This window comes from Thiemannella venezuelensis (assembly GCF_014203605.1).
Classification (GTDB): domain Bacteria; phylum Actinomycetota; class Actinomycetes; order Streptosporangiales; family Streptosporangiaceae; genus Planomonospora_A; species Planomonospora_A venezuelensis.
The window spans coordinates 192,523-213,890 of sequence record NZ_JACHJJ010000001.1 but is presented as its reverse complement, the minus strand read 5'-3'; the positions used below and the strand labels follow the sequence as shown (position 1 = coordinate 213,890).

At 74.2% G+C, this 21,368-nt stretch carries 21 protein-coding genes and 1 pseudogene; 12 read left to right on the top strand and 10 right to left on the bottom strand.

Features of this window, described 5'->3' with window-relative positions:
• Positions 1-3 precede the first annotated feature (3 nt).
• From FHS22_RS01175 to xylA, 4 genes are all read right to left on the bottom strand, one after another.
• Positions 4-2,286: a sensor histidine kinase gene (locus FHS22_RS01175; protein WP_184937509.1), complete on the bottom strand. Its 2,283-nt coding sequence runs from the start codon at positions 2,284-2,286 to the stop codon at positions 4-6.
• Positions 2,287-2,610: 324 nt separating this feature from the next.
• The gene (locus tag FHS22_RS01170) at positions 2,611-3,303 is read right to left on the bottom strand and encodes a DUF998 domain-containing protein (protein WP_184937508.1); all 693 of its coding nucleotides are present in this window, start codon (positions 3,301-3,303) and stop codon (positions 2,611-2,613) included.
• Positions 3,304-3,488: 185 nt separating this feature from the next.
• Positions 3,489-4,952 (bottom strand): xylulokinase, encoded by a 1,464-nt coding sequence (locus FHS22_RS01165; RefSeq protein WP_184937506.1) that lies wholly within the window; start codon positions 4,950-4,952, stop codon positions 3,489-3,491.
• Positions 4,949-6,100, bottom strand: a complete 1,152-nt coding sequence (gene xylA / locus FHS22_RS01160; protein WP_184937504.1) for a xylose isomerase — start codon at positions 6,098-6,100, stop codon at positions 4,949-4,951. Before xylA ends, FHS22_RS01165 begins: the two co-directional genes overlap by 4 nt.
• A gap of 183 nt (positions 6,101-6,283) precedes the next feature.
• Between xylA and FHS22_RS01155 the strand changes: the two genes are divergently transcribed.
• From FHS22_RS01155 to FHS22_RS01140, 4 genes are all read left to right on the top strand, one after another.
• On the top strand, positions 6,284-7,519 hold the full coding sequence (locus tag FHS22_RS01155) for an ROK family transcriptional regulator (protein WP_260407561.1): 1,236 nt from the start codon (positions 6,284-6,286) through the stop codon (positions 7,517-7,519).
• Between the two features lie 97 nt (positions 7,520-7,616).
• Positions 7,617-8,126 (top strand): VOC family protein, encoded by a 510-nt coding sequence (locus FHS22_RS01150; protein WP_184937500.1) that lies wholly within the window; start codon positions 7,617-7,619, stop codon positions 8,124-8,126.
• Between the two features lie 48 nt (positions 8,127-8,174).
• Positions 8,175-8,441, top strand: coding sequence for a hypothetical protein (locus FHS22_RS01145; protein WP_184937498.1), 267 nt, complete (start codon positions 8,175-8,177; stop codon positions 8,439-8,441).
• 33 nt (positions 8,442-8,474) lie between these two features.
• Positions 8,475-8,627, top strand: coding sequence for a hypothetical protein (locus FHS22_RS01140; protein WP_184937496.1), 153 nt, complete (start codon positions 8,475-8,477; stop codon positions 8,625-8,627).
• Positions 8,628-8,722: 95 nt separating this feature from the next.
• On the opposite strand, the gene FHS22_RS01135 is transcribed toward FHS22_RS01140, so the two are convergent.
• On the bottom strand, positions 8,723-9,118 hold the full coding sequence (locus tag FHS22_RS01135) for a winged helix-turn-helix transcriptional regulator (protein WP_338047546.1): 396 nt from the start codon (positions 9,116-9,118) through the stop codon (positions 8,723-8,725).
• Positions 9,119-9,229: 111 nt separating this feature from the next.
• Here FHS22_RS01135 and FHS22_RS01130 point away from each other — a divergent pair, with 111 nt between their 5' ends.
• The gene (locus tag FHS22_RS01130) at positions 9,230-10,165 is read left to right on the top strand and encodes an NADP-dependent oxidoreductase (RefSeq protein WP_184937492.1); all 936 of its coding nucleotides are present in this window, start codon (positions 9,230-9,232) and stop codon (positions 10,163-10,165) included.
• 75 nt (positions 10,166-10,240) lie between these two features.
• Here the strand turns inward: FHS22_RS01130 and FHS22_RS01125 are convergent, their stop codons facing one another.
• Positions 10,241-11,338 (bottom strand): NADH:flavin oxidoreductase/NADH oxidase, encoded by a 1,098-nt coding sequence (locus FHS22_RS01125; protein WP_184937490.1) that lies wholly within the window; start codon positions 11,336-11,338, stop codon positions 10,241-10,243.
• A 136-nt stretch (positions 11,339-11,474) separates the two neighbouring features.
• Here FHS22_RS01125 and FHS22_RS01120 point away from each other — a divergent pair, with 136 nt between their 5' ends.
• The 4 genes from FHS22_RS01120 to FHS22_RS01105 all read left to right on the top strand — a co-directional run bounded on the left by FHS22_RS01120 (position 11,475) and on the right by FHS22_RS01105 (position 15,070).
• A complete protein-coding gene (locus FHS22_RS01120; RefSeq protein WP_184937488.1) occupies positions 11,475-11,822 on the top strand; it encodes an ArsR/SmtB family transcription factor in 348 nt (115 codons plus the stop codon).
• A gap of 123 nt (positions 11,823-11,945) precedes the next feature.
• A complete protein-coding gene (locus FHS22_RS01115) occupies positions 11,946-12,989 on the top strand; it encodes an alpha/beta fold hydrolase (RefSeq protein ID WP_184937486.1) in 1,044 nt (347 codons plus the stop codon).
• Positions 12,990-13,016: 27 nt separating this feature from the next.
• Positions 13,017-13,985: an alpha/beta hydrolase gene (locus tag FHS22_RS01110; protein ID WP_221473078.1), complete on the top strand. Its 969-nt coding sequence runs from the start codon at positions 13,017-13,019 to the stop codon at positions 13,983-13,985.
• A 53-nt stretch (positions 13,986-14,038) separates the two neighbouring features.
• Complete coding sequence (locus tag FHS22_RS01105) at positions 14,039-15,070, top strand: saccharopine dehydrogenase NADP-binding domain-containing protein (protein ID WP_184937484.1); 1,032 nt, start codon at positions 14,039-14,041, stop codon at positions 15,068-15,070.
• A gap of 48 nt (positions 15,071-15,118) precedes the next feature.
• Here FHS22_RS01105 and FHS22_RS01100 read toward each other — a convergent pair whose 3' ends face one another.
• Positions 15,119-15,547: a MarR family winged helix-turn-helix transcriptional regulator gene (locus tag FHS22_RS01100; protein ID WP_184937482.1), complete on the bottom strand. Its 429-nt coding sequence runs from the start codon at positions 15,545-15,547 to the stop codon at positions 15,119-15,121.
• A gap of 4 nt (positions 15,548-15,551) precedes the next feature.
• On the opposite strand from FHS22_RS01100, the gene FHS22_RS01095 reads away from it, so the two are divergent.
• Positions 15,552-16,589, top strand: a complete 1,038-nt coding sequence (locus FHS22_RS01095; protein ID WP_184937480.1) for an NADP-dependent oxidoreductase — start codon at positions 15,552-15,554, stop codon at positions 16,587-16,589.
• A gap of 80 nt (positions 16,590-16,669) precedes the next feature.
• Here FHS22_RS01095 and FHS22_RS01090 read toward each other — a convergent pair whose 3' ends face one another.
• Complete coding sequence (locus tag FHS22_RS01090; RefSeq protein ID WP_221473077.1) at positions 16,670-17,509, bottom strand: ABC transporter permease subunit; 840 nt, start codon at positions 17,507-17,509, stop codon at positions 16,670-16,672.
• Positions 17,510-17,574: 65 nt separating this feature from the next.
• A pseudogene (locus FHS22_RS01085) lies at positions 17,575-18,231 on the bottom strand (ABC transporter ATP-binding protein); the annotation flags it as partial.
• Positions 18,232-18,386: 155 nt separating this feature from the next.
• On the opposite strand from FHS22_RS01085, the gene FHS22_RS01080 reads away from it, so the two are divergent.
• Both FHS22_RS01080 and FHS22_RS01075 read left to right on the top strand, forming a co-directional pair.
• A complete protein-coding gene (locus tag FHS22_RS01080) occupies positions 18,387-19,688 on the top strand; it encodes a sensor histidine kinase (protein ID WP_184937476.1) in 1,302 nt (433 codons plus the stop codon).
• Positions 19,689-19,735: 47 nt separating this feature from the next.
• Positions 19,736-20,398, top strand: coding sequence for a response regulator transcription factor (locus FHS22_RS01075; protein ID WP_338047545.1), 663 nt, complete (start codon positions 19,736-19,738; stop codon positions 20,396-20,398).
• 39 nt (positions 20,399-20,437) lie between these two features.
• Here the strand turns inward: FHS22_RS01075 and FHS22_RS01070 are convergent, their stop codons facing one another.
• Positions 20,438-21,313, bottom strand: a complete 876-nt coding sequence (locus tag FHS22_RS01070) for an alpha/beta fold hydrolase (RefSeq protein WP_184937474.1) — start codon at positions 21,311-21,313, stop codon at positions 20,438-20,440.
• Positions 21,314-21,368: the final 55 nt, after the last annotated feature.

Genomic DNA, 21,368 nt, shown 5'->3' with positions numbered 1-21,368 from the left:
TGGTCAAGCCCCTTCCCCGCCATTGTGTTCGCTCTCGGACCGCCCGCGCCGCCACCCCGACTGCAACGAGCTCAGTAACGCTCTCGCCTCCTCCGGCGATCTCTCCTCGTTCCCCGAGGCGGTCCCGGCGACCCCGGGACGGACCTCGGACACGGCCGTGAGCTCCGCTCCGGCCTCCGTTCCGGCCGCCGGGACCGCCTCGGGTCCCTGCCGCAGCCGCGGTGACATGTTCGCCTGGCGCACCCGGCGGGGCAGCCCGCCGCCGCGCCGCTGCGGCGTCCGCCACACGTCCGTGGCGGAGTGCGCCCGCGCGGGGATCTGCCCGGCGGGCTGGACGAGCTCGGCGGCGTCGTCGGGCACGGTCACGCCCGCGAGCTCGGCCGGCGCGCCGCCCGGACGCGACGGGGGCACCGGGTCCGGCTCGCCCAGCAGCGTCTCGGGGATCAGGATGACCACCCCGGTCCCGCCGTACGGCGAGGGCCGCAGCACCACGTTGACCCCGTACCGCGCGGCCAGGATGCCGACCACCGCGAAGCCCAGCCGGTCGGTCTCCGCCGGGTCGAACTCCGGCGGGCTGGCCAGGCGCGCGTTGATCGCGCTGCGCTTGTCCGGGTCCAGGCCGAGTCCCCGGTCCTCGATCTCGACCGCGAAGCCCCGGCCCACGAGCTCGCCCCGGACCGAGACCTCGGCGCCGGGCGGGGAGAAGACCGTCGCGTTCTCGATGACCTCGGCGAACAGGTGCATCATGTCCGCCACCGCGCCGCCGGTCAGCGTGCTGCCCGGCATCGGGTAGATCCGCACCCGGCCGTACTCCTCGACCTGGGCGGCCGCGCCGCGCAGCACGTCCTCCATCGGGACCGCCGAGCGCCACCTGCGTCCGGCCGCGCCGCCGGACAGGATCACCAGGCCCTCGGCGTGGCGGCGCATGCGGGTGGTGAGGTGGTCGAGCTTGAAGAGGGCCTCCAGCGTCTCGGGGTCCTCGGTCTGCTTCTGCATCCCGTCGAGCAGCTTGAGCTGGCGCTGGAGCAGGCCCTGCTTGCGGCGGGCGAGGCTGCGGAAGGACTGGGCGACGCCCTCGCGGAGCCTGGCCTGCTCCACCGCGGCGTCCAGGGCGCGGTGCTGGACGCTGTCGAACGCCGCGGCGACGGCGTGGACCTCGGCGGTGCTGCCCAGCGGTTCCAGCGCGGGCGCCTCCGCCGCCACGTCCACCTCCTGGCCCCGGCGCAGCCTCTCCATGACCCGGGGCAGCCGGACCTCGGCCATCTCCGCGGCGGCCCGGCGCAGGCCGCCCAGCTCCCGGGTGAGGCCGCGGCCCAGCCGGTAGGAGACGGCCAGCGAGGCGATGACCGCGACGAGCCCGAGGACGCCGGCGACACCGGCCCTGACGAAGATCGGGACGGCCTTGTCGCGCGCCCGCTCGGTCATGAAGGCGGTGGCCGCGCCGATCTGGATCTGGAAGTCGTCGTCCAGCTGGTCGGTGACGGACCGCCAGTCGTTGTACGGCACGGTCGTGCCGGCCAGCAGGTCCTCCACCATCGCCGTGAAGCGGTCGTGCACCGGCGAGGCCGCCACCTTGGCGAAGGGGGCGCGCAGTTCCTCGGTGTAGAGGTCCGCCAGACCCTGCTTCATGAGGAAGCCGTGCATGGTGGTGAACCGGGAGAACAGCCTCGCCTCCTCGGGCGTGAGCGGCCGCTCCGCCGCCAGGGCTCCGGCGGCGACGGCACGCTGGCGGGTGAGGAAGTCCTTGGAGTGGGCCAGCGTGATCACGGCGCGTGCCTCGACGGCGTTGCCGATCGTCACGTTGACGGTGATCCGCTGGAACACGTCGGGCATCAGCCCGAACTCCTCGGTGAGCTCGACGATCCCGATCCGGCCCTCGTCGATCTTGGCGCGGACCGCGTCGAGCTGCCCGACGTGGGTCATCATCCTGTCGAAGAGGACCTTCGTCTGCGGGGTCAGGAGCGACTGCACGGACTCGTCCGCCGACTCCTCGCGGAGCCGGTCCCGGGCCTGGTCGGTCACCGTGCGCTGGCCGAGGAGCGCGAAGCGGTCCGTCTCCGAGCGGGTGGCCAGATACTCGGCCGACAGGAGGTGCTCACGCTGGAGGTTGTTCAGCAGGACGTTGCCGGGCTTGATGATTCCGTCGCTCAGCGTGCCCACGTTGAGCCGCGTGATCACTTCATCCGAGGTCGTGGCGGCGGCGAAGCCCCACAGCGCCACCAGGGAGACGAGGGGAATCGCCAGGAGCACGGAGACCTTGAACCGGATGGACCTGCTCGATGCCATTTCACCTCGACGGTTCGCTCCGGGGGCGCCAGAGGAGAGGACCCCTCCGGGCGATCGCTAGACCGGCGACGAGGATAGCACTGACTGGTCCAGATATCTGTGTCCTATTTGTGACATGTCATGAAATAGTCATGAGAAGCGACAAGTCCGGCCCAGTGTGACCGTTGAGGTACAGAGGTAACGGCCTCACATGAACGCCACGGCGCTGCGGGGTGAGCCCGCCGTGAACATCGGAGGACGTCCCGGGGCCGCCAGGACGTCCTGAGGACGTCCTGAGGATCGGGGAGACGCCTGGGGAGCGGGGGACGTCCCGGGGACGGGTCCTCAGCCCAGGGCGACCCGCGAGCGCCGCGAGCCCGCCGCTCCCCGCACGGCCCGGGCGCCCCAGGGCAGGCGGACGGCCCGCGGCCAGGTGAGCTGGGCGAGCCGTACGGCCAGCACGCCCACCAGCGCGACCTCGGTGCCCAGCAGCGCCCGCTCGACCAGGCCGATCAGCACCCGGTCCCCCGGCAGCGCCACGTAGGTGATCGCCAGCAGCCCGAACCCCCCGGCCAGCGCCAGCCACTCCAGCGGCCTGGCCACCGGCCGCCACCGCTCGTCCCGGCCGAACCGCGCCGCCATCAGCGCCCCCGCCACCGGCATCACCGCGAACGCGGCGACCGACACGTACCGGTGCACCTGGGCGCCCGCGCCCAGGGCCAGCCCCGGCGCGGCGGCGGGCACGATCGCGATGAGCAGCAGCGCCCCGCCCCACACCAGCATCAGCCGCTCCGCCAGGGCCCCCACCGGCGCCTGAGCCGCCCGCAGGCCGGCCACCAGCGCGAGCGACCCGACGCCCAGCGCCATCATGGCGAGCCCGGTCGCCCCGCCCCGGTCCAGCACGGCGTACTCGCTGACCGTCAGGTCGAGCGGGTCGAGGTACGGGTCGGGGTCGATCTGCCCGACCACGGCCGCGACGGCCGCCAGCAGGATTCCCGCGCAGGCGATCAGGGGGAGGAACGTCTTCAAGCGGAGCATGTCTCCACACTGTCCCCGGAACGCCTCTCCGAACATCCGGATCGACCCCTGACCCGACCCTGATCCATCCCTGATCCCGGCCGGCCGTGCCGGCGGCCTCCCGGCCCATCCCGCGCCGGTCCCCGTGCCGGCCTCGCGCCGGTACGGCGGGGGCGGGCGGCGGGAACCGGCGCGGAGCGGGGTGATCAGCCCCGGTCGCGGGCCTCGGCGTAGCGGGCCCTGACGCCGGGGACGGCGTCGGCCTCGTAGCGTCCGGCCGGGCTCGTCTCCCAGGCGGGCGGTTCGCCGCCCCCGGCCAGCAGCCAGGCGGCCTGCCGGGCCGCGCCGTCGGCGACGTACTCCCCGGGCTCGGGCACCAGCACCGGCCGCCCGAAGACCGCCGGGGCGATCCGCCGTACCGCCTGCGATCTGGCCCCGCCGCCGACGAGCAGCACCCGGGCCGGGTCCAGCCCCAGGGCGTCGAAGGCGTCGGCCAGGTGGCAGAGCATGCCCTCCACCGCCGCCCTGGCCAGGTGGGCCGGGGTCGAGGTGGCCAGGGTCAGCCCGTGCAGCGACCCGGTGGCGTCGGGCAGGTTCGGGGTGCGCTCCCCTTCCAGGTAGGGCACGCAGACCAGTCCCCCGGCCCCCGCCGGGGCCGAGAGCGCCAGCTCGTCCAGGCGGTCCGGGCCCACGCCCAGCAGCCGGGCGGCGGCGTCGAGCACCCGGGCCGCGTTGAGCGTGCACACCAGCGGCAGGAACCTGCCGGTGGCGTCGGCGAACCCGGCCACGGCCCCGGACGGGTCCGCGCTCGGGCCCTCCGCCACCGCGAAGGCCGTCCCCGACGTCCCGATCGAGACCACCACGTCCCCGGGCCGGGCCCCGACCCCGAGGGCCGCGGCCATGTTGTCCCCGGTCCCGGGCGCGAGCCGTACCCCGTCCGGGACGCGGACGGTTCCGGCAGAGCCCGGACCCGGGGCGGTTCCGGCAGAGCCCGGACCCGGGGCGGTTCCGGCAGAGCCCGGGACCGGGGAGCGGGCGAGGCGGACCTCGCCCGCGCCGTCCCGGGGGCCCAGCACCCGGGGGAGCTGCGGGACGGAGCCGAAGGCGGTCTGGAGCAGGTCCTCGCGGTAGGAGCCGGTCGCGGGGGACCAGTAGCCGGTCCCGGAGGCGTCGCCCCGGTCGGTGACGAACTCCCCGCCCAGCCGCCAGGTCAGCCAGTCGTGCGGCAGGCAGACCGAGGCCGTACGGCGGGCGCTCTCCGGCTCGTGCTCGGCCAGCCAGCGCAGCTTGCTCACCGTGAACGAGGCGACCGGCACGCTGCCGACGGCCTCGGCCCACTTCGCCGGTCCGCCCAGCTCCTCCACCAGGTCGGCGGCGGCCCGCGCCGACCTGGTGTCGTTCCAGAGCAGCGCCTTGCGCACGACGTCCCCGGACTCGTCGAGGCAGACCATGCCGTGCTGCTGCGCCGCCACGCTGAGCGCCGCGACGTCGTCCAGCCCGCCGGCCCGGTCGATCGCCTCGCCCAGTGCCGACCACCAGGCCCCGGGGTCGACCTCGGTGCCCTCCGGATGGGCCGCCCGGCCCTGCCGGACCAGGGCGCCCGTCTCCGCGTCCCTGATCACCACCTTGCAGCTCTGGGTGGAGGAGTCCACCCCGGCCACGAGCGTCATCCGCGCACTCCGAGCAGGTGCTCCAGGGCGAGCTGGTTCAGCCGGGTGAAGTGGAAGCCGCGCATCGAGGCGGCGTCCGGGTCGAAGTCGTCGCGGGCCAGGTCGTCGAGGGTCTCACCGGGGGCCAGCGTGGGCTCGGCGAGCTCGCCGACCCGGCTGGCGGCCAGCGCCTCCTGCACCTCGGGGTCGGCGCGGAACGCCGCGGACTTCTCCTTGAGGATCAGGTAGGTCCGCATGTTGGCCGCGGCCGACTCCCAGACGTCGGCGGCGTCGTCGGTGCGCAGCGGCTTGTAGTCGAAGTGCCGGGGGCCGTCGTAGCCGCCGTTCTCCAGCAGGTCGACCAGGAAGAACGCGCTCTTCACGTCGCCGTGGCCGAAGATCAGGTCCTGGTCGTACTTGGGCCCGTGCTGGCCGTTGAGGTCGATGTGGAAGAGCTTGCCGTGCCAGAGGGCCTGGGCGATGCCGTGCACGAAGTTCAGCCCGGCCATCTGCTCGTGGCCCACCTCGGGGTTGAGGCCGACCCGCTCGGGGTGCTCCAGCTCGTTGATGAAGGCCAGCGCGTGGCCGACGGTCGGGAGCAGGATGTCGCCGCGGGGCTCGTTCGGCTTGGGCTCCAGGGCGAACCGGATGTCGTAGCCCTTGTCGATCACGTAGGAGGTCAGCAGGTCCAGGCCCTCCTTGTAGCGGTCGAGCGCGGCCTTGACGTCCTTGGCCGCGTCGGACTCGGCCCCCTCCCGGCCGCCCCAGCAGACGTAGGTGGTCGCGCCCAGCTCGGCGGCCAGGTCGATGTTGCGGATCACCTTGCGCAGCGCGTACCGCCGGACGTCGCGGTCGTTGCTGGTGAACGCGCCGTCCTTGAAGACCGGGTGGGTGAAGAGGTTGGTGGTGGCCATCGGGACCTTCAGCCCGGTCTCGGCCAGCGCGCCCTTGAAGCGCTCGATCGCCTTGTCCCGGTCGGGCTCGACGGCGAGCAGGTCGTCGTCGTGGAAGGTCACGCCGTACGCGCCGAGCCCGGCCAGCCGGTGGACGGTCTCCACCGGGTCGAGCGCGGCCCGGGTGGCGTCGCCGAACGGGTCGCGGGCCTGCCAGCCGACGGTCCACAGGCCGAAGGTGAAGCGGTCCTGCGGGGTGGGCGTGTAGGCGCTCATGGACGGTCCTCCTATTTAATCCACGTTATGGACTTAATATGGATCCGGAGGGTGCGGACGTCAAGGGCCGGGTGCCGGATGGCAAGATGCCGGACGGCGCGCCGCCCGCCCGGCGCGAGGCGCCACGACCGGAGTTCCACGACGACGCGGGGTCCCATGACGCAGGCCGTACGGCATGACGCGATGCGCGCGCGCAACCTCGGGGTGGTCCTCACCGAGGTCCGCCGGAGCGGCCCGGTCACCCGGGCCGCGCTGGCCGACGCCACCGGGCTGACCAAGACCACCGTCTCCAAGCTGGTGGGCGACCTGATCGCGGCGGGCATGGTGACCGAGACGGGGACGCTCCGGGACGGCGAGCGCGGCCGGCCGGGCACGACGCTCGCGCTGAGCGGCGGGCGGGTGGCCGCCCTCGGCCTGGAGATCAACGTCGACTACCTCTCCGCGTGCGTGGTGGACCTCACTCTCGCCGTACGGCTGCGTTATACACAGCCTGTGGACAACAGCTCCCACACCCCTGTGGAAACCCTCTCCCACCTGGGAAAAATTATCCACAGGGCTGTGGACGAAGCGCGTGCGGCGGGCCTGGTGATCGGCGGGGCCACCCTCGCCGTCCCCGGCCCGGTGGAGGGCGGCCTGCTGCACAGCGCCCCGAACCTCGGCTGGCGGGACGTCGACGTCGGCGGCCTCCTCGGCACGGCGCCCTCCACCGGGGCCGCCCCGGAAGCCCCCCGCCCACCGGCCGCCGCGGGATGGGGGTTCCCCGTCGAGGTGGACAACGAGGCCAACCTCGCCGCGCTGGGCGAGCTCTGGTTCGGCTCGGGCCGCGGCGACTTCCTCCACGTCTCCGGGGAGATCGGCATCGGAGCCGGACTCGTGATCGGGGGTGCGCTCTTCCGGGGCGCGCGTGGCCTCGCCGGGGAGCTCGGCCACGTGGTCGTCTTCCCCGGCGGCCCCGCCTGCCGCTGCGGCGGCCGGGGCTGCCTGGAGCAGTACGCCGGCCAGGAGGCCCTGCTCCGCGCCGCGGGCCTGGACGACCCGGACGAGCTGGTCCGCCGCCTGCGCGACGGCGACGGGCGGGCGCTGCGGGCGTGCGAGCGCGCCGGGCACGCCCTCGGCGTCGCCCTCACCTCGGCCACCAACCTCCTCGACCCCGGCACGATCGTGCTGGGCGGCGTCTTCGCCCCGCTCTTCCCGTGGATCTCCGGAGCCGCCGCCGCGACCATGGCCGACCGGCTGGCGGCGATGCGCCGCGCCGTACCCGAACTCGCCGTCTCACGGCTCGGCGGGGACGCCGCGACGCTCGGCGCGGCCGGGAAGGTGATCCAGCGGATCATCGCCGATCCCGTCTCCCACCTGGCGGCGGCCGGGGCGGTCCCCGGTCCGCCGGCCGGCCGGTCTCCGGCGGGGACGGTCCGGTAGACCGCGCTCCCGTGTGCGCCGCGCCGTTCCGCGGGGAATTTCCCTTGTGCACTGGGAGTTAAGTAGTTAAATATTCAATATTCCCCGGGAGGAAGAAATGCCGGTCCAGCGGCTCAACCACGCCGTCCTGTTCGTGCGCGACGTCGAGCGCAGTGTCGCCTTCTACCGGGAGGCCCTGGGCTTCAGGGTCGTCATGGGCATGCCGGGCGCGGCGTTCCTGCAGGCCTCCGGGTCCAGCAACGACCACGACCTCGGCCTGTTCGAGATCGGCGCCCAGGCGGGCCCGTCCGGGGCCGGCCGCGCCACCGTCGGCCTCTACCACCTGGCCTGGGAGGTGGACACCCTGGAGGAGCTGGAGCGGATCGCCGCCAAGCTGGGCGAGCTCGGCGCGCTGGCCGGCGCCTCCGACCACTCCACCACCAAGGCGCTGTACGCCAAGGACCCCGACGGCCTGGAGTTCGAGGTCTCCTGGATCGTCCCCGCGCACCTCCTCACCGAGGAGGTGCTCGCCGGGCGCACCAGCATCAAGCCGCTCGACCTCGCCGGGGAGAAGGAGCGGTACGGCGCGCGGACCCGGGGCGGTCTTGGGGTTTCGATTCCCGTCTGATAACTCCGTGCAACGGGACATTCACACAGAGTCATGGATAATGGAGGGATGGTCGAGGCCGAATTCCTGGAACGACTCCGCGCCCATCTCGCCGAACGGGGGGTCCCCGCCGACCTGCGCGGGGAGGCCCTGGTCGTCCACCCGCACCAGTCGCACCTGCCCGTCTGGGTGTTCGTCGGCTACGGAGGCCGGTTCTTCTCCTGGCAGCACGCCGAGCGGCGCCACCCCGTGGCCGACGTCCCCGGCGCCGCCGACGCCCTGGCCGCCTACGTCTCCTTCCCGGCCTCCCTGTTCAGCGGACCGGGGAGGCCGTAACCTGGGACCACAGGAGATCGCGGGGGAGGCGCCGTGGAGCAGGACGACCCGGAGCGCTGGCGCAGCCTCCCCGAGCGGATCGCGTTCGACCGGATGGTCACGACGCAGCCTGTCGCCCCGGTGCGCGACCCCGAGGTGGGACGCGACATCGACCACGAGTTCATGATCCGCTACGGAGCGGGCTGAGACCGGGACGGGTGCGCACCGCACGGACCGGCTGACGCCGGAGCGGGTGCGCGGAGCCGGCCGGTCCGGCGGCGGTACGCCCGCCGTACCGCCTCTCACCCCGCCGGCACGGGCCGGGGCTCCTCCTCGGCGCGCAGGTCGTAGGCGTCCCGGGCCGTCAGGATCTCGCCCACGTGCTCCTCGGACCAGCGCTTGATGCCCTCCATCAGCCCGACCACGCTCCGCCCCAGCGGGCTGAGCTCGTACTCCACCCGCGGCGGGATCGTCGGATAGACGGTGCGGACCACCATCCCGTCGCGCTCCATGGCCCGCAGCGTCTGGGTGAGGCTCTTCTGGGTGATCCCGTCGAGCTTGCGGCGCAGCGCGCCGAACCGGACCGGGCCGTACTGCAGGGCGTCCACGAGCAGGCAGGTCCACTTGTTGGCGATCGCCTCCAGGACCGTCCGCGAGGCGCAGTCCTTCAGGTACGCGTTGATGTCGAACCGCTGCACGTCACAACTGGTATCCATAAGGTACCTATATATCCGAAAGGTGCCTTCTTTCCTAGAGGTACCGGCTTCCTGAACGATTGATCTCCGAAAGCCCCTATCAAGGAGATCACGATGCGTTCCGTCACCCAGTCCGCCTTCGGCGACCCGTCCGTGCTCGAGATCGCCGAGGTGGAGCGCCCGGTCCCCGGCTACGGCGAGGTGCTGGTCAAGGTCGGCGCGGCCGGTGTCAACCCGGTCGACGTGGCCGTCCGGGCCGGCCACTACCCGCTGCTCGGCGAGCCGCCGTTCACACTCGGCTGGGACCTCGCGGGCACGGTCGAGGCCACGGGGCCGGGGATCTCGGCGTTCGCCCCCGGCGACGAGGTGCTGGGCATGCCCGCCTTCCCCGCCGAGGCCAAGGTCCACGCCGACTACGTCCTGGTCTCGCCGAACGAGATCGTCCACCGCCCCGCCGGGCTGACCGTGGAGGAGGCGGGCGCGCTCCCGCTGGCGGGCCTGACCGCGTGGCAGGCGCTCGTCGGCATCGCGCGCCTTGAGGAGGGCCGGAGCGTGCTCGTCCACCGCGCCGCCGGCGGCGTCGGCCACCTGGCCGTGCAGATCGCCAAGGCCCGCGGCGCCCACGTCATCGGCACCGCCCGGGCCGCCAACCACGCCTTCCTCCGCGACCTCGGCGCGGACCGGCTGATCGACTACACCGCCGCGGACTTCGTGGCGGAGGCCGGCCCGGTGGACGTGGTCTTCGACCTGGTCGGCGGCGAGTACGGCGAGCGCTCCGCGGCCGCGCTCAGGCCCGGCGGCCTGCTGGTCGGCGCGCTCGGCGGCCCGATGGGGGGAATCACCCCGGAGCGCGCGGCCGAGCTGGGGATCCGGCTGGAGGTGGTGTCCGTACGGCCCTCGGTCGCCGACCTGGGCCGGCTGGTCGAACTGGCGGAGTCCGGCCGGCTGAAGGTCCACGTGGACCAGGTGCTGCCGCTGGCGGAGGCGGCCAAGGCGCACGAGCTCGTGGCGGGCGGCCACACGAAGGGCAAGATCGTCCTGGTCCCGTGACGCCCGCCGGGGGCCGGAGCCCCCTCCCGTGCCCGGGGGCCCGGCCCGCCCCCGGGCGCCGTGGAGCGGACCGGGTCAGACCGCCCGGTGGTACTGGTCGGGCCAGCGGCCCCCGGCCCCGAGCTCGCGTGCGGCGAGGTTCGGCCAGTACGGGTTGCGCAGCAGCTCCCGGCCGAGGAGCACCGCGTCGGCCTGCCCCGAGGCGACGATCTCCTCCGCCTGCCGGGGTTCGGTGATCAGTCCGACGGCGCCCACCGGCAGGTCCGTCTCCTCCTTCACCCGGGCCGCGAACGGGATCTGGTAGCCGGGGGCGGCGGGGATCCGCGCCCCCGCCGCGACGCCGCCCGTGGAGGTGTCCAGCAGGTCGACGCCGTGCGCGAGCAGGTCCTTGGCGAAGCGCACCGTGTCGTCGGAGGTCCAGCCCTCGCGGCCGTCCTCGGGGTTCTCGGTCAGCCAGTCGGTGGCCGAGATGCGGAAGAAGACCGGCAGCTCCTCCGGCCAGACCGCGCGGACCGCGTCCACGACCTCCAGCGCGAACCGGGTGCGGTTCTCGTACGAACCGCCGTAGGCGTCGGTGCGGCGGTTGGCGTGCGGCGAGAGGAACTCGTTGATCAGGTAGCCGTGCGCGCCGTGCACCTCGGCCACCTGGAAGCCCGCGGCCAGCGCCCGCCGCGCCGCGGCGCCGAACGCCTCGACGAGCCGGTGGATCTCCTCGACGCCCAGCTCGTCCGGGACGGGGTAGCCGTCGGTGAAGGGGACCGGGCTCGGGGCGACCGGCTGCCAGCCGTGCCGGTCGGGGCCGACGGGGGCGCCGCCCCGCCAGGTGCGGTCCGTGGAGGCCTTGCGCCCCGCGTGCGCGAGCTGGATGCCGGGCACCGCGCCGTACTCCTTGAGGAAGGCGGTGATCCGGGCGAACCCCTCCTGCTGGCGGTCGTTCCAGATGCCGAGGTCGGCCGGGCTGATGCGGCCCTCGGGGACCACCGCGGTGGCCTCGGTGATGATCAGCCCGGCCCCGCCCACCGCCCTGGCGCCCAGGTGGGACAGGTGCCAGTCGGTGGGGACCCCCTGGTCCGGACCCTCGACCGCCGCGCAGTACTGGCACATCGGGGCCATCCAGACCCGGTTGGGAATGGTCAGGTCCCGCAGTGTCAGGGACTCGAACAACGCGCTCACGGCCGTGCTCCTTCGTCTGGTCGCGGATGCCGGGGGTGCATCCGCCGTCACCTAATACGATAAACACCGTAGTACGGCAGATGTCAAACTACGATGATCGTCGTACAATTGGACGGTGCAACGGGAGGGAACCGCCGTGTCGACCGCATCCACCAGAGTCCTGGACCATCCGGAGCGCGAGGAGATCCGCCTGGAGGCCGTGCTCCACGCCCTGTCCGACCCGATGCGCCTGCAGGTGGTGCGCTTCCTCGCCGGGCTGAGCGGGGAGGAGGGGGCCTCCTGCTCGGCGATCGAGCTGGCGGTCAGCAAGTCGACCACCACCCACCACTTCCGGGTGCTGCGCGAGGCCGGTGTGATCAGCCAGGTCTACCGGGGCACCGCGAAGATGAACGTGCTGCGCCGCGGCGACCTCGACGCGCTCTTCCCCGGCCTGCTCGACGGCGTGCTGGCGGCCGACACCGCGCAGCGGCGGCGCGGCGGCTGACCCGTGCCCGGCGCACCGGCGGCCGCCCGCCGGGCACGGGACGTGCCCGGACGACACCCGCGGCGGGAAACTATGGCGTCCGGCCACATGGCCCGCCGGGATCCTCCTGCCAGGATTCCGTACATGAAACTCACCGCGCGTGGCCTCCGGCACAGCCTGCTGGTCCGCGGGCCGGTCGACGGCCCGCCCGTGCTGCTCGTCCACGGCAACTGCTCCTCCGGCGCGTTCTGGGAGCCGCTGGTACGGCACCTGCCCGCGCACTGGCGCATCGTCGCGCCCGACCTGCGCGGCTACGGCGAGACCGACACGGCCGCCGTCGACGCCACCCGCGGGCTGCGCGACTTCGCCGACGACCTGGCCGCGCTGCTGGACGCGGAGGAGGTCTTCCCGGCGGGCGCGCGCCCGGTGGTGGTCGGGCACTCGATGGGCGGCGGCGTGGCGATGCAGCTGCTGATCGACGCACCGGACCGGATCGCCGGGCTGGTGCTGGAGGCTCCGCTCTCGCCGCACGGCTTCGGCCTGGGCGGTGCGGGGGCGGCCAACCCCGAGTTCGTGGAGCGCCTGGCCGCCGGCGACCGCGGCGCCGACTCCCCGGCCTCGCCCCGGACGATCCTGCGGACGTACTACGTCGCCGACCCGGCGAGTCTCGGCGCGGACGAGGAGATGCTGCTCGACACCGTGCTGTCCACCGCGATCGCCGAGGGCAACTACCCGGGCGACGCGGCCGCCGCCGAGGACTGGCCGGGCGTGGCCGCCGGGAAGCACGGCGTGCTCAACGCCATGTCCCCGCGCTGGTTCGACATCGCCGACGACCTGGTCGCGGTCCCCCGCAAGCCGAAGGTGACCTGGGTGCGCGGCGACGGCGACCAGATCGTCTCGGACGCGTCGCTGTTCGACCTGGCCAACCTCGGCAGCCTCGGAGTGGTCCCCGGCTGGCCCGGCGAGGAGCTCTGCCCGCCCCAGCCGATGGTCGCCCAGACCAGGGCCGTGCTCGAACGGTACGCCGCGGCGGGCGGCTCCTACGAGGAGGTCGTCTACACCGGGGTGGGCCACAGCCCGCACATCGAACGCGCCGAAGAGTTCGCCCGGCTCCTGCGCGGCGTGGTGGACGGCACAGCGGACGGTACGGCGGACGGCGCGGAGAGCGGCCCCGGGGCGGCCCGGTGAGCGGACGGCCCGGCGGGGCGGCGAGCGGTGTCTGACCGCCGCCCGGCGCCCGGCCGCGGCCCGGAGCCGGCCTACCGGCGGGAAGGGGTCCCCGTCCGGGGCGGTGAGCTCCGGGTCGGGGTGTGGGGGGACCGGGGACCGCTGGTCGTGGCCGCCCACGGCATCACCTCCTCGCACATGGCGTGGACGCTGGTCGGCCCGGAGCTGGGGCGCGACCACCGGTTCGTCGCGGTGGACCTGCGCGGGCGGGGCGGCAGCCGGGACCTGCCCGCGCCGTACGGCATGGCCGCCCACGCCGACGACCTCGCCGCGGTGATCGCCCGTTACGGGGGCGGGCCCGCCGTGCTGGCCGGGCACTCGATGGGCGGGTTCGTCGTGGCCGAGACCGCCCGGCGCCACCCGCACCTGGTCGACCGGCTCGTCCTGGTGGACGGCGGCGCGCCGCTCCCGCTGCCGCCCGGCGCCGGTGACGTGCCGGAGGCGATCGAACGCACGGTGGGGCCGGTGCTGGCCCGGCTGAGGCGGACGTTCGGCAGCCGCGCGGAGTACCGCGACCTGTGGCGCGCGCACCCGGCGTTCGCCGACTGGACCGGGGCGTGCGCCGCCTACGCGGACTACGACCTGGTGGATGCGGAGACCGGCCTCCCGCCGCGTCGCGACCCGGCGGGCGCGCAGGGCCGGTTCACGGCCGCGTGCCGGATCGGCGCCGCACTCGCCGACGCCCCCGAGGTCTACGCGCTGCCGGGCGTCCGCCCCCGGCCCCTGCCGGTGCCCGCCGTGTTCCTCCGCGCGGCCCGGGGCATGCTGGACGAGCCCGACGCGCCGCTGTACTCCCCGGGCAGGGCCGCCGCGTGGCTGCCCGGGACCGCCGAGTCCACCGTGGACGGGGTCAACCACTACACGATCACGCTCGGCCCCCGGGGGAGCGCGGCGGTCGCCGGAGCCGTCCGGACGTCGCTTCCGCGCGCCGTGCCACCGTCCTTGACGGGGAAGTAGATCGAACATAGATTCGAATCACGTCATCGCCCCGGCACGGAAGCGAGCCGCCCATGAACGACGCACCGCTCTTCGCGATCTACGGTGCCAACGGCCACACCGGCCGCCTGGTGGCCGCCGAACTGCTCTCCCGGGACCAGAGCATCGTGCTGGCCGGGCGCGACGCCGCGGCGCTGGAGGCGACGGCCGGCGAACTCGGCTCCCCCGGGCGGGTGCGGACCCTGGTCGCCCCCCTGGACGACCCGGCGGCACTGCGCGAGCTCGCCGAGAGCGCGACCGTGCTCGTCCACTGCGCCGGGCCGTACGCCCGGACCGGCGAGCCGGTCGCCGCGGCCGCCGCGGCGGCGGGCTGCCACTACGTCGACCACGCCGTGGAGCCGCACCACGTGCGATACATGTTCGCGTCCCTGCAGGCCGAGGCGGAGCGCACCGGCGCCGTCATGATCCCCCAGATGAGCTTCTACGGCGGGCTCGCCGACCTGCTGGCCGCCGCCGTGACCGAGGGGATGGCCGGCGTCGACCGGGTGACGGTGGGCTACGCGGTGACCGGCTGGCGCATGACGCCGGGCGCGTTGCGGACCGCGGAGCTGCTGATCGGCGAGATCGACCGGGTGACCTTCGCCGACGGCGCCCAGCACGTGGGCCCGGTGGAGATCCGCAACACGGTCTTCCCCTTCCCCCCGCCGGTCGGCCCCCGCACGATGATCGCACCCTTCCCCTCGGGAGAGGTCGTCACCATCCCGCGTCACGTGCCCGCCCGCGCCGTCGAGTCCCAGCTCACCGCCTCCACCTTCGAGGAGGAGCAGGTGTTCACCAGCCAGGACGCCGACGCCGCGGCCCGCGCGCGGACGGAGTTCACCGTGGCGGTCCAGGCCACCGCGCCCGGCGGCGGCGGCCGTACCGGGCACGTGCGGGGGCGGGACATCTGGTGGGTCGGCGCGCTGGCCTCGGTGGAGGCGGCGGTACGGCTGGCCGCCGGCGAGGGGCCGGCCAAACCCGGCGTGCTCGGCGCCGCCGAAGCCTTCCCCGCCACCCCCTTCCTCCGCCTCCTGGAAGGGCTCGGCGCGTTCACCCTCACGGTCTGACGCGCGCCCGGCACGGGAGCCGGGACCGCGGGCGCCCCGGCGGCCGCCTCAGCGGGCCCCGGCGGCGGTGTCGGCCTCCAGCATGCGCTTCAGGAGATCCCGGAGCTGGATCCGCTCGGCCTCGGTCAGCGCGGCCAGCGGGGCCGCCGCGAACCCGAGGGAGTGACGGAGCTCCCGCACGACCTGCCGGCCCTCCGGGGTGAGTGTGACGTTCTTCACCCTGCGGTCGGCGGGATCCGGCTCGCGCCGGACGAAGCCCCGCGCCTCCAGGCGGTCCACGATGCCGGTGACGTTGGACGGGTCGCAGTTGAACAGGCGCGCCATCCGCCGCATGGGCAGCGGCTCCGCGGCCACCAGCACCAGCGCCTTGGCCTGCAGGGCGGTGAGCTGGTGGCGGGTGGCCGCCTCCTCGTATCCCCTGTTGAAGCGGACCGCGATCTCTCCCATGAGGGACACCACTTCACCCGTCACATTCATACCGATGAGTATATTTGAGGCACATCAACGTTTGAGGAGCCTCATCGTGTCTCGGCAGATCAACCTCGCCTCGCGTCCCTCCGGCTGGCCCACCGCCGACAACTTCGACCTGGTGGAGGCGGCTCCGCAGACCCCGCAGGACGGCCAGGTGCTGGTCCGCAACCTGTTCATGTCGGTCGATCCGTACATGCGGGGGCGCATGAACGACGTGAAGTCGTACGTGCCGCCGTTCCGGCTCGGCGAGCCGCTGGACGGCGGGGCGGTCGGCGAGGTCGTCGAGTCGCGCGCGCCCGGCCTCGCCGAGGGCGACCTCGTCCTGCACGGCCTGGGCTGGCGGGAGCAGGCCGTGCTGGACGCCTCCAGGGCGCGCAAGGTCGAGCGGATCGAGGGCGTCTCCCCCTCCGCCCACCTCGGTGTGCTCGGCATGCCGGGCCTCACGGCCTACGCCGGCCTGCTCGACGTGGCCTCGTTCAAGGAAGGCGACGCGGTCTTCGTCTCGGGCGCCGCCGGGGCGGTGGGCAGCCTCGTGGGCCAGATCGCCAAGCTGAAGGGCGCCTCCCTGGTCGTCGGCAGCGCGGGCTCCGACGAGAAGGTCGCCCACCTGCGCGAGCTCGGTTTCGACGCGGCCTTCAACTACCGCAGCGGCCCGGTCGCCGAGCAGTTGCGGAAGGCCGCCCCCGGCGGCATCGACGTCTACTTCGACAACGTCGGCGCGGACCACCTGGAGGCCGCGATCGGCTCGCTCAACAACGGCGGCCGGGTCGCCATGTGCGGCGCGATCGCGGTCTACAACGCCACCGAGCCCGCGCCCGCCCCGCGCAACCTCTCCCTCGCCGTCGGCAAGCGGCTCACCCTGCGCGGCTTCATCGTCGGCGACCACTCCGCCCGGATGCCCGACATGATCGCCGAAGTCGGCGGCTGGCTCCGGGAGGGCCGGATCACCGCGAGCGAGACCGTGGTCGACGGCCTGGAGAACGCCCCGGCCGCGTTCCTCGGCCTGCTCCGCGGCGAGAACACGGGAAAGATGATCGTGCGCCTGTGACGCCGGGCCCGGCGGGCGCCCGTGGGACCGCCCGTCCGGCGGCTGCGGCCGGGAGCGCGGCCGCAGCCGCCGGGCGCCCGTCAGGCGTCGCGCCGGCGCATCACCAGGTAGCCGCCGATCAGGGCGGCGGCGGTCCAGAGCACGAGGATGCCCATCCCGGTCCAGGGACCGTAGTCGCGGCCGAAGCGCGGATCCCCCGGCAGGGTGAGATGCATGATCACCATGCCCGCCTGGTCCGGCAGGTACTGCAGGACGGGCTTCAGCTGCGGAAGGTTGCCGACCCCCTGCGAGCCGAGGAAGAGGATCGGGAGCAGGATCGCGAGCGAGCCCGCCGAACTGCGCAGCATCGTCGCGGCCCCCGTGGCGAACAGGCAGATGAGGGTCAGGTAGAGGCAGGCGCCGACGACCGCCGTCGGCGCCCCGTCCGCGCCGAGGGAGATCCGGTACGGCCCCAGCCCCGCCTGCGCGGCGTGGAAGGTCGCCAGTACGGTGACCGCCGAGACGGCGAGGACGAGCGGCGCCGCCGCGAGCACCTTGCCCCCGTAGAACAGGCCGCGCCTCGGCACCGCCGCCAGCGAGGCCCGGATCGTCCCCGAACCGTACTCGCCCCCCACCAGGAGCACCCCGAACACCACCAGGGGGAGCTGGCCGAGGGTGAGGCCGTAGAAGGTGGGGAAGAGCGGGTCGAAGTTCTCCTGCTGGCCGGGCGGAAGGTCGTGGAAGGAGGTGCTGAAGGTGCGCCCGATCAGGTAGCCCAGGCCGGTGCTGAGGGCGACGGTGAGCAGCAGGGCCCAGACCGTCGAGCGCAGGCTCCAGATCTTCGTCCACTCGGCGGCGACGACTCCCCGTACGGCGGCCGTCGTGCCCCCAGCCGGCCCCGCCTCCGCACCCGCCACCGGGGTCGCCTCCGGGCCCGTCACCGCCGTCCTCCCGCCCGGTACTCCGCCGTGTTCCCGGCGACGCGCATGAACGCCTCCTCCAGCGAGGCCGACCCGCCGACGAACTCCCGCACGGTGGTGTCGGCGAGCAGCCGGCCGGCGCCGATCACGACGAGGTGCTCCGCGGTGAGCGCCATCTCGCTCATCAGGTGGCTGGAGACGAAGACCGTGCGCCCCTCCGCGGCCAGCCCCTTCATCAGGTTCCTGATCCACAGGACGCCCTCGGGGTCGAGCCCGTTGACCGGCTCGTCGAGGACCAGCACCGGCGGGTCGCCGAGCAGCGCCGCGGCGATGCCCAGCCGCTGGACCATGCCGAGCGAGAAGCCCCTGGTCCGCTTGGCGGCCGTGCTTTCCAGCCCGACCAGCTCCAGCACCTCCCGGACCCGCCTCGCGGGGATCCGGTTGCTCCGCGCCAGCCAGAGCAGATGGTGGTAGGCGCTGCGCCCGCCGTGCACGGCCCCGGCCTCCAGCAGGGCTCCCACCCGCCGCAGCGGTTCGGGCAGCCGCCGGTAGTGCGCACCGCCGATGAGGACCTCCCCCGCCGTGGGGCGGTCGAGGCCCAGCATCGTCCGCATCGTGGTGGACTTCCCCGCGCCGTTCGGCCCCAGGAAGCCGGTCACCAGGCCGGGCCGCACCGTGAAGGAGAGCCCGTCGACCGCGACCGTGCTCCCGTACCTCTTGCTGAGACTCCGTACTTCGATCACCCGGTCCACGCTAGGAACGGGGCGGGCCGCGGGCAGTCCCCGAAAGTCGCCGGCTCCGCCGACCAAAGTCGACCCTGCGGGCGGGCGGGCAGGGGAATTCCACAGGCCGCCGCCACACTCCGGGACATCGCGCCGGCCGGGGCCAGAATGTAAGGATGCGGAACCTGGGCCGATACCTCCTCCCCACCGTCGCGGTTCTGGTGGACACCATGCTGCTGGCGGCCGCCCGCGACGGCCTGCCCGGCTGGGCCGCGCCGCTGTACGCGCTGGCGCTCGTGCTGGTGGTCGTGGCGAGCCGCCGGAGACCGGAGGCCGCGTTCGCGGCCGTGCTGGCGTCGGCCGCGCTGACCGGCGGCGCCCACCTGATGATGCTCTGGACCTCCTACCGGGCCGGGCGCGCGGTCGTGTCCCGGCGGGGGACGGCCGTGGTCGCCGGTGCGGCGCTCGGCGGGCTCGCCCTGCAGCTCGCGGCCCGGCCGACGGAGCCGCGGATGATCCCCAACGTCGTCTTCGCCTATCTGGTGCTCGTGGCGCTGCCCCTGCTGGCCGGACGATACCTCGCGCAGCACGAGCGGCTGGTGGCGGCGCTCGACCGGCACAACCGGGAGCTCCGCTGGAAGCGGGAGCTCCTCGCCGAGCAGGAGCGGCTGGGCGAGCGGCTGCGGATCGCCAGGGACATGCACGACTCGCTCGGCCGGCGGCTCAGCCTGGTCACGGTCCAGGCGGCCGCGCTGGAGGTCTCGCCGCTCCCGGCCGCGCAGCGGGAGGCCGTGCGGCGGCTGGCGGGGGCGGCGCGCGACGCGGTGGACGAGCTGCACGAGCTGGTCGGGACGCTCTGCGGGGCGGGCGGGACCGCCCATGGAGCGGACGGGACGCCGGGGTGCCCGCCCGGAGCCGAGGCGATCGGCGAGGTGGTGGCGGAGTTCCGGGCCGCCGGGGTGCCGGTGGCCGTACGGCTGCGCGGGGAGCCCCTGCCGCTGTCCGCGGCGGCGGGGCAGGCGGCGTACCGGGTGGTCGAGGAGGGGCTGACCAACGCGGCCAAGCACGCCCCCGGGCTGCCGGTCACGGTGGGCCTCGAATGGGAGGCGGACGCGCTGCTCCTCTCCGTCGCCAACCCTCTCCCGGCCTCCCCCGGCGCAGGAGTCCCGGCCGCTGCCGTGGGCGCCGGGGATGCCGCAGACGCCACCGACACCGGGCACGGCCTGTCCGGCCACGGCCTGTCCGGGCTGGGTGAACGGGTACGGCCCGCCGGCGGGCTGCTGCACCACGGCCCGTCCGGCGGGGAGTTCCGGCTCTTCGCGATGCTGCCCGCCGATGCCGGCGCCGTCTCCGGCGAGACCGCGTGGGACGGCGGCCCGCCGCCGATCACGCGCGTCCGCACGGCCGCGCTCGGGCTCGCCACCGCGGTCATGATGTTCGGGCTCCTTCCCGCGAGCGTGCTGGTGGGGGTGGCGTGAGATGACGACCGCGGAGGCGGACCGGCGGGCGGGCGAGGCGGTGACCGGTGCGTAGGGCCGAGGTGATCAGGGTGCTGGTCGCCGACGACGAGCCGCTGATCGCGGCGGGCATCCGCGCCGTGCTGGAGTCGGCGGCCGGCATCGAGGTCGTGGCCCAGGCGGAGGACGGCCGGGCGGCGGTGGACGCGGCGATCGCGCACCGCGCCGACGTGGCGCTGATCGACATCAGCATGCCGGTGATGGACGGGCTGAGCGCGATCGAGGAGCTGCACCGGCGGCTGCCCGGGCTGCGGACCGTGGTGCTCACCTCCTTCGGCGCGGAGCCGAACGTGCTGCGCGCCCTGCAGAGCAGCGTGGCCGGGTTCGTGCTCAAGAACTGCTCGCCCGACGAGCTGATCGCCGCGGTCCGGGCCGTGCACCGCGGTGACGCCTACCTCTCCCCGGCGGTGACCCGGCTGGTGCTGGGCATGGTCGCGCCCGCGGAGACCGCCCGGCGGCGGGAGGCCGCCGGGCGGCTGGCGGCGCTGGCGCCCCGCGAGGCGGAGGTCCTGCGCCTGGTGGCCGAGGGCCTGTCCAACGCGGAGATCGGCCGGCGGCTGAGCATGAGCGAGCCGACCATCAAGACCTACGTGAGCCGGATCCTGACCAAGCTCGGCTGCGCGAACCGCGTCCAGGCGGCCCTGCTGGTCCGCGACGCCGGTCCCGCGTAGACCTCTCCGTCCCGGCACCGGTGGGGGCCGGGGCCCGGCTCAGGTCCAGACGCGGTCGAGGAAGCCGGCGACGAGCGGGGCGATCTGCGGCAGGTGGTCCTCCAGGGCGAAGTGGCCGGTCCCGAACAGGTGGAGCTCGGCGCCGGGCAGGTCGCGCAGGTAGGCGCGGGCGCCGGGTTCGGGGAAGAAGGGGTCGTCGGCGCCCCAGACGATGAGCGCGGGCGGGGTGTGCTCGCGGAGCCAGGCCTGCCACCGGTCGTACCGTTCGAGGTTGGAGCGGTAGTCGAAGGCCAGCGCGACCTGGGCCTCCTTGCGGCCGGGCAGGTCGAGGAAGTGCTGGTCGAGCGTCCAGCCGTCGGGGGCGATCAGCTCGGGGTCGCCGGCGCCGTCCTCGTACTGGCCGCGTGTGCCGGGCAGGGTCAGCAGGTCGCGGACGGCCTCCTCCGCTCCTTCGGTCCCGGGCCGCAGCGCGATGAAGTCCCGGGCGGCGGGCGACAGGCCCTCGGTGTAGGCGTTGCCGTTCTGCACGATCAGGCCGGTGATCCACTCGGGACGCCGCTCCGCGATCCGGAATCCCACCGGCGCGCCGAAGTCGAAGACGTACATGACGAACCGTGACAGGCCCAGCCGCCGCACGAAGGCCTCGGTGACGTCGGCGAGCCGGTCGAAGCCGTAGGCGAAGCCGTCCGGCACCCGGGTGTGCCCGAACCCGGGGTAGTCGGGGGCGACGAGCCGGTAGCGGGTTCCGAGGACGTCGATGAGCCGGCGGAACTGGTGCGAGGCCGACGGGAAGCCGTGCAGCAGCAGCAGGACGGGCGCGTCGGGCCGGTCCGGGACGGACTCGCGGTAGAAGACCTCCACCCCGTCGACGTCGAGATGGCGGTGCAGGACGCGGGAGACAGCCGGAAAGCTCATTTTCACATGCATCCTTCGCTAGAAGATGCATTAGTTATAGAAGGCCGGGTTCTAA

Excerpts from the sequence above, each read along its gene's own strand:
- FHS22_RS01150 (WP_184937500.1), top strand. The coding sequence starts at position 7,617 with ATGCCGGTCCAGCGGCTCAACCACGCCGTCCTGTTCGTGCGCGACGTC.
- FHS22_RS01070 (WP_184937474.1), bottom strand. The coding sequence starts at position 21,313 with ATGAGCTTTCCGGCTGTCTCCCGCGTCCTGCACCGCCATCTCGACGTC.
- FHS22_RS01105 (WP_184937484.1), top strand. The coding sequence starts at position 14,039 with ATGAACGACGCACCGCTCTTCGCGATCTACGGTGCCAACGGCCACACC.
- FHS22_RS01095 (WP_184937480.1), top strand. The coding sequence starts at position 15,552 with ATGAGTATATTTGAGGCACATCAACGTTTGAGGAGCCTCATCGTGTCT.
- FHS22_RS01145 (WP_184937498.1), top strand. The coding sequence starts at position 8,175 with ATGGTCGAGGCCGAATTCCTGGAACGACTCCGCGCCCATCTCGCCGAA.
- FHS22_RS01175 (WP_184937509.1), bottom strand. The coding sequence starts at position 2,286 with ATGGCATCGAGCAGGTCCATCCGGTTCAAGGTCTCCGTGCTCCTGGCG.
- FHS22_RS01130 (WP_184937492.1), top strand. The coding sequence starts at position 9,230 with ATGCGTTCCGTCACCCAGTCCGCCTTCGGCGACCCGTCCGTGCTCGAG.
- FHS22_RS01170 (WP_184937508.1), bottom strand. The coding sequence starts at position 3,303 with ATGCTCCGCTTGAAGACGTTCCTCCCCCTGATCGCCTGCGCGGGAATC.
- FHS22_RS01100 (WP_184937482.1), bottom strand. The coding sequence starts at position 15,547 with ATGAATGTGACGGGTGAAGTGGTGTCCCTCATGGGAGAGATCGCGGTC.
- FHS22_RS01115 (WP_184937486.1), top strand. The coding sequence starts at position 11,946 with ATGAAACTCACCGCGCGTGGCCTCCGGCACAGCCTGCTGGTCCGCGGG.
- FHS22_RS01165 (WP_184937506.1), bottom strand. The coding sequence starts at position 4,952 with ATGACGCTCGTGGCCGGGGTGGACTCCTCCACCCAGAGCTGCAAGGTG.
- FHS22_RS01155 (WP_260407561.1), top strand. The coding sequence starts at position 6,284 with ATGCGCGCGCGCAACCTCGGGGTGGTCCTCACCGAGGTCCGCCGGAGC.
- xylA (WP_184937504.1), bottom strand. The coding sequence starts at position 6,100 with ATGAGCGCCTACACGCCCACCCCGCAGGACCGCTTCACCTTCGGCCTG.
- FHS22_RS01080 (WP_184937476.1), top strand. The coding sequence starts at position 18,387 with ATGCGGAACCTGGGCCGATACCTCCTCCCCACCGTCGCGGTTCTGGTG.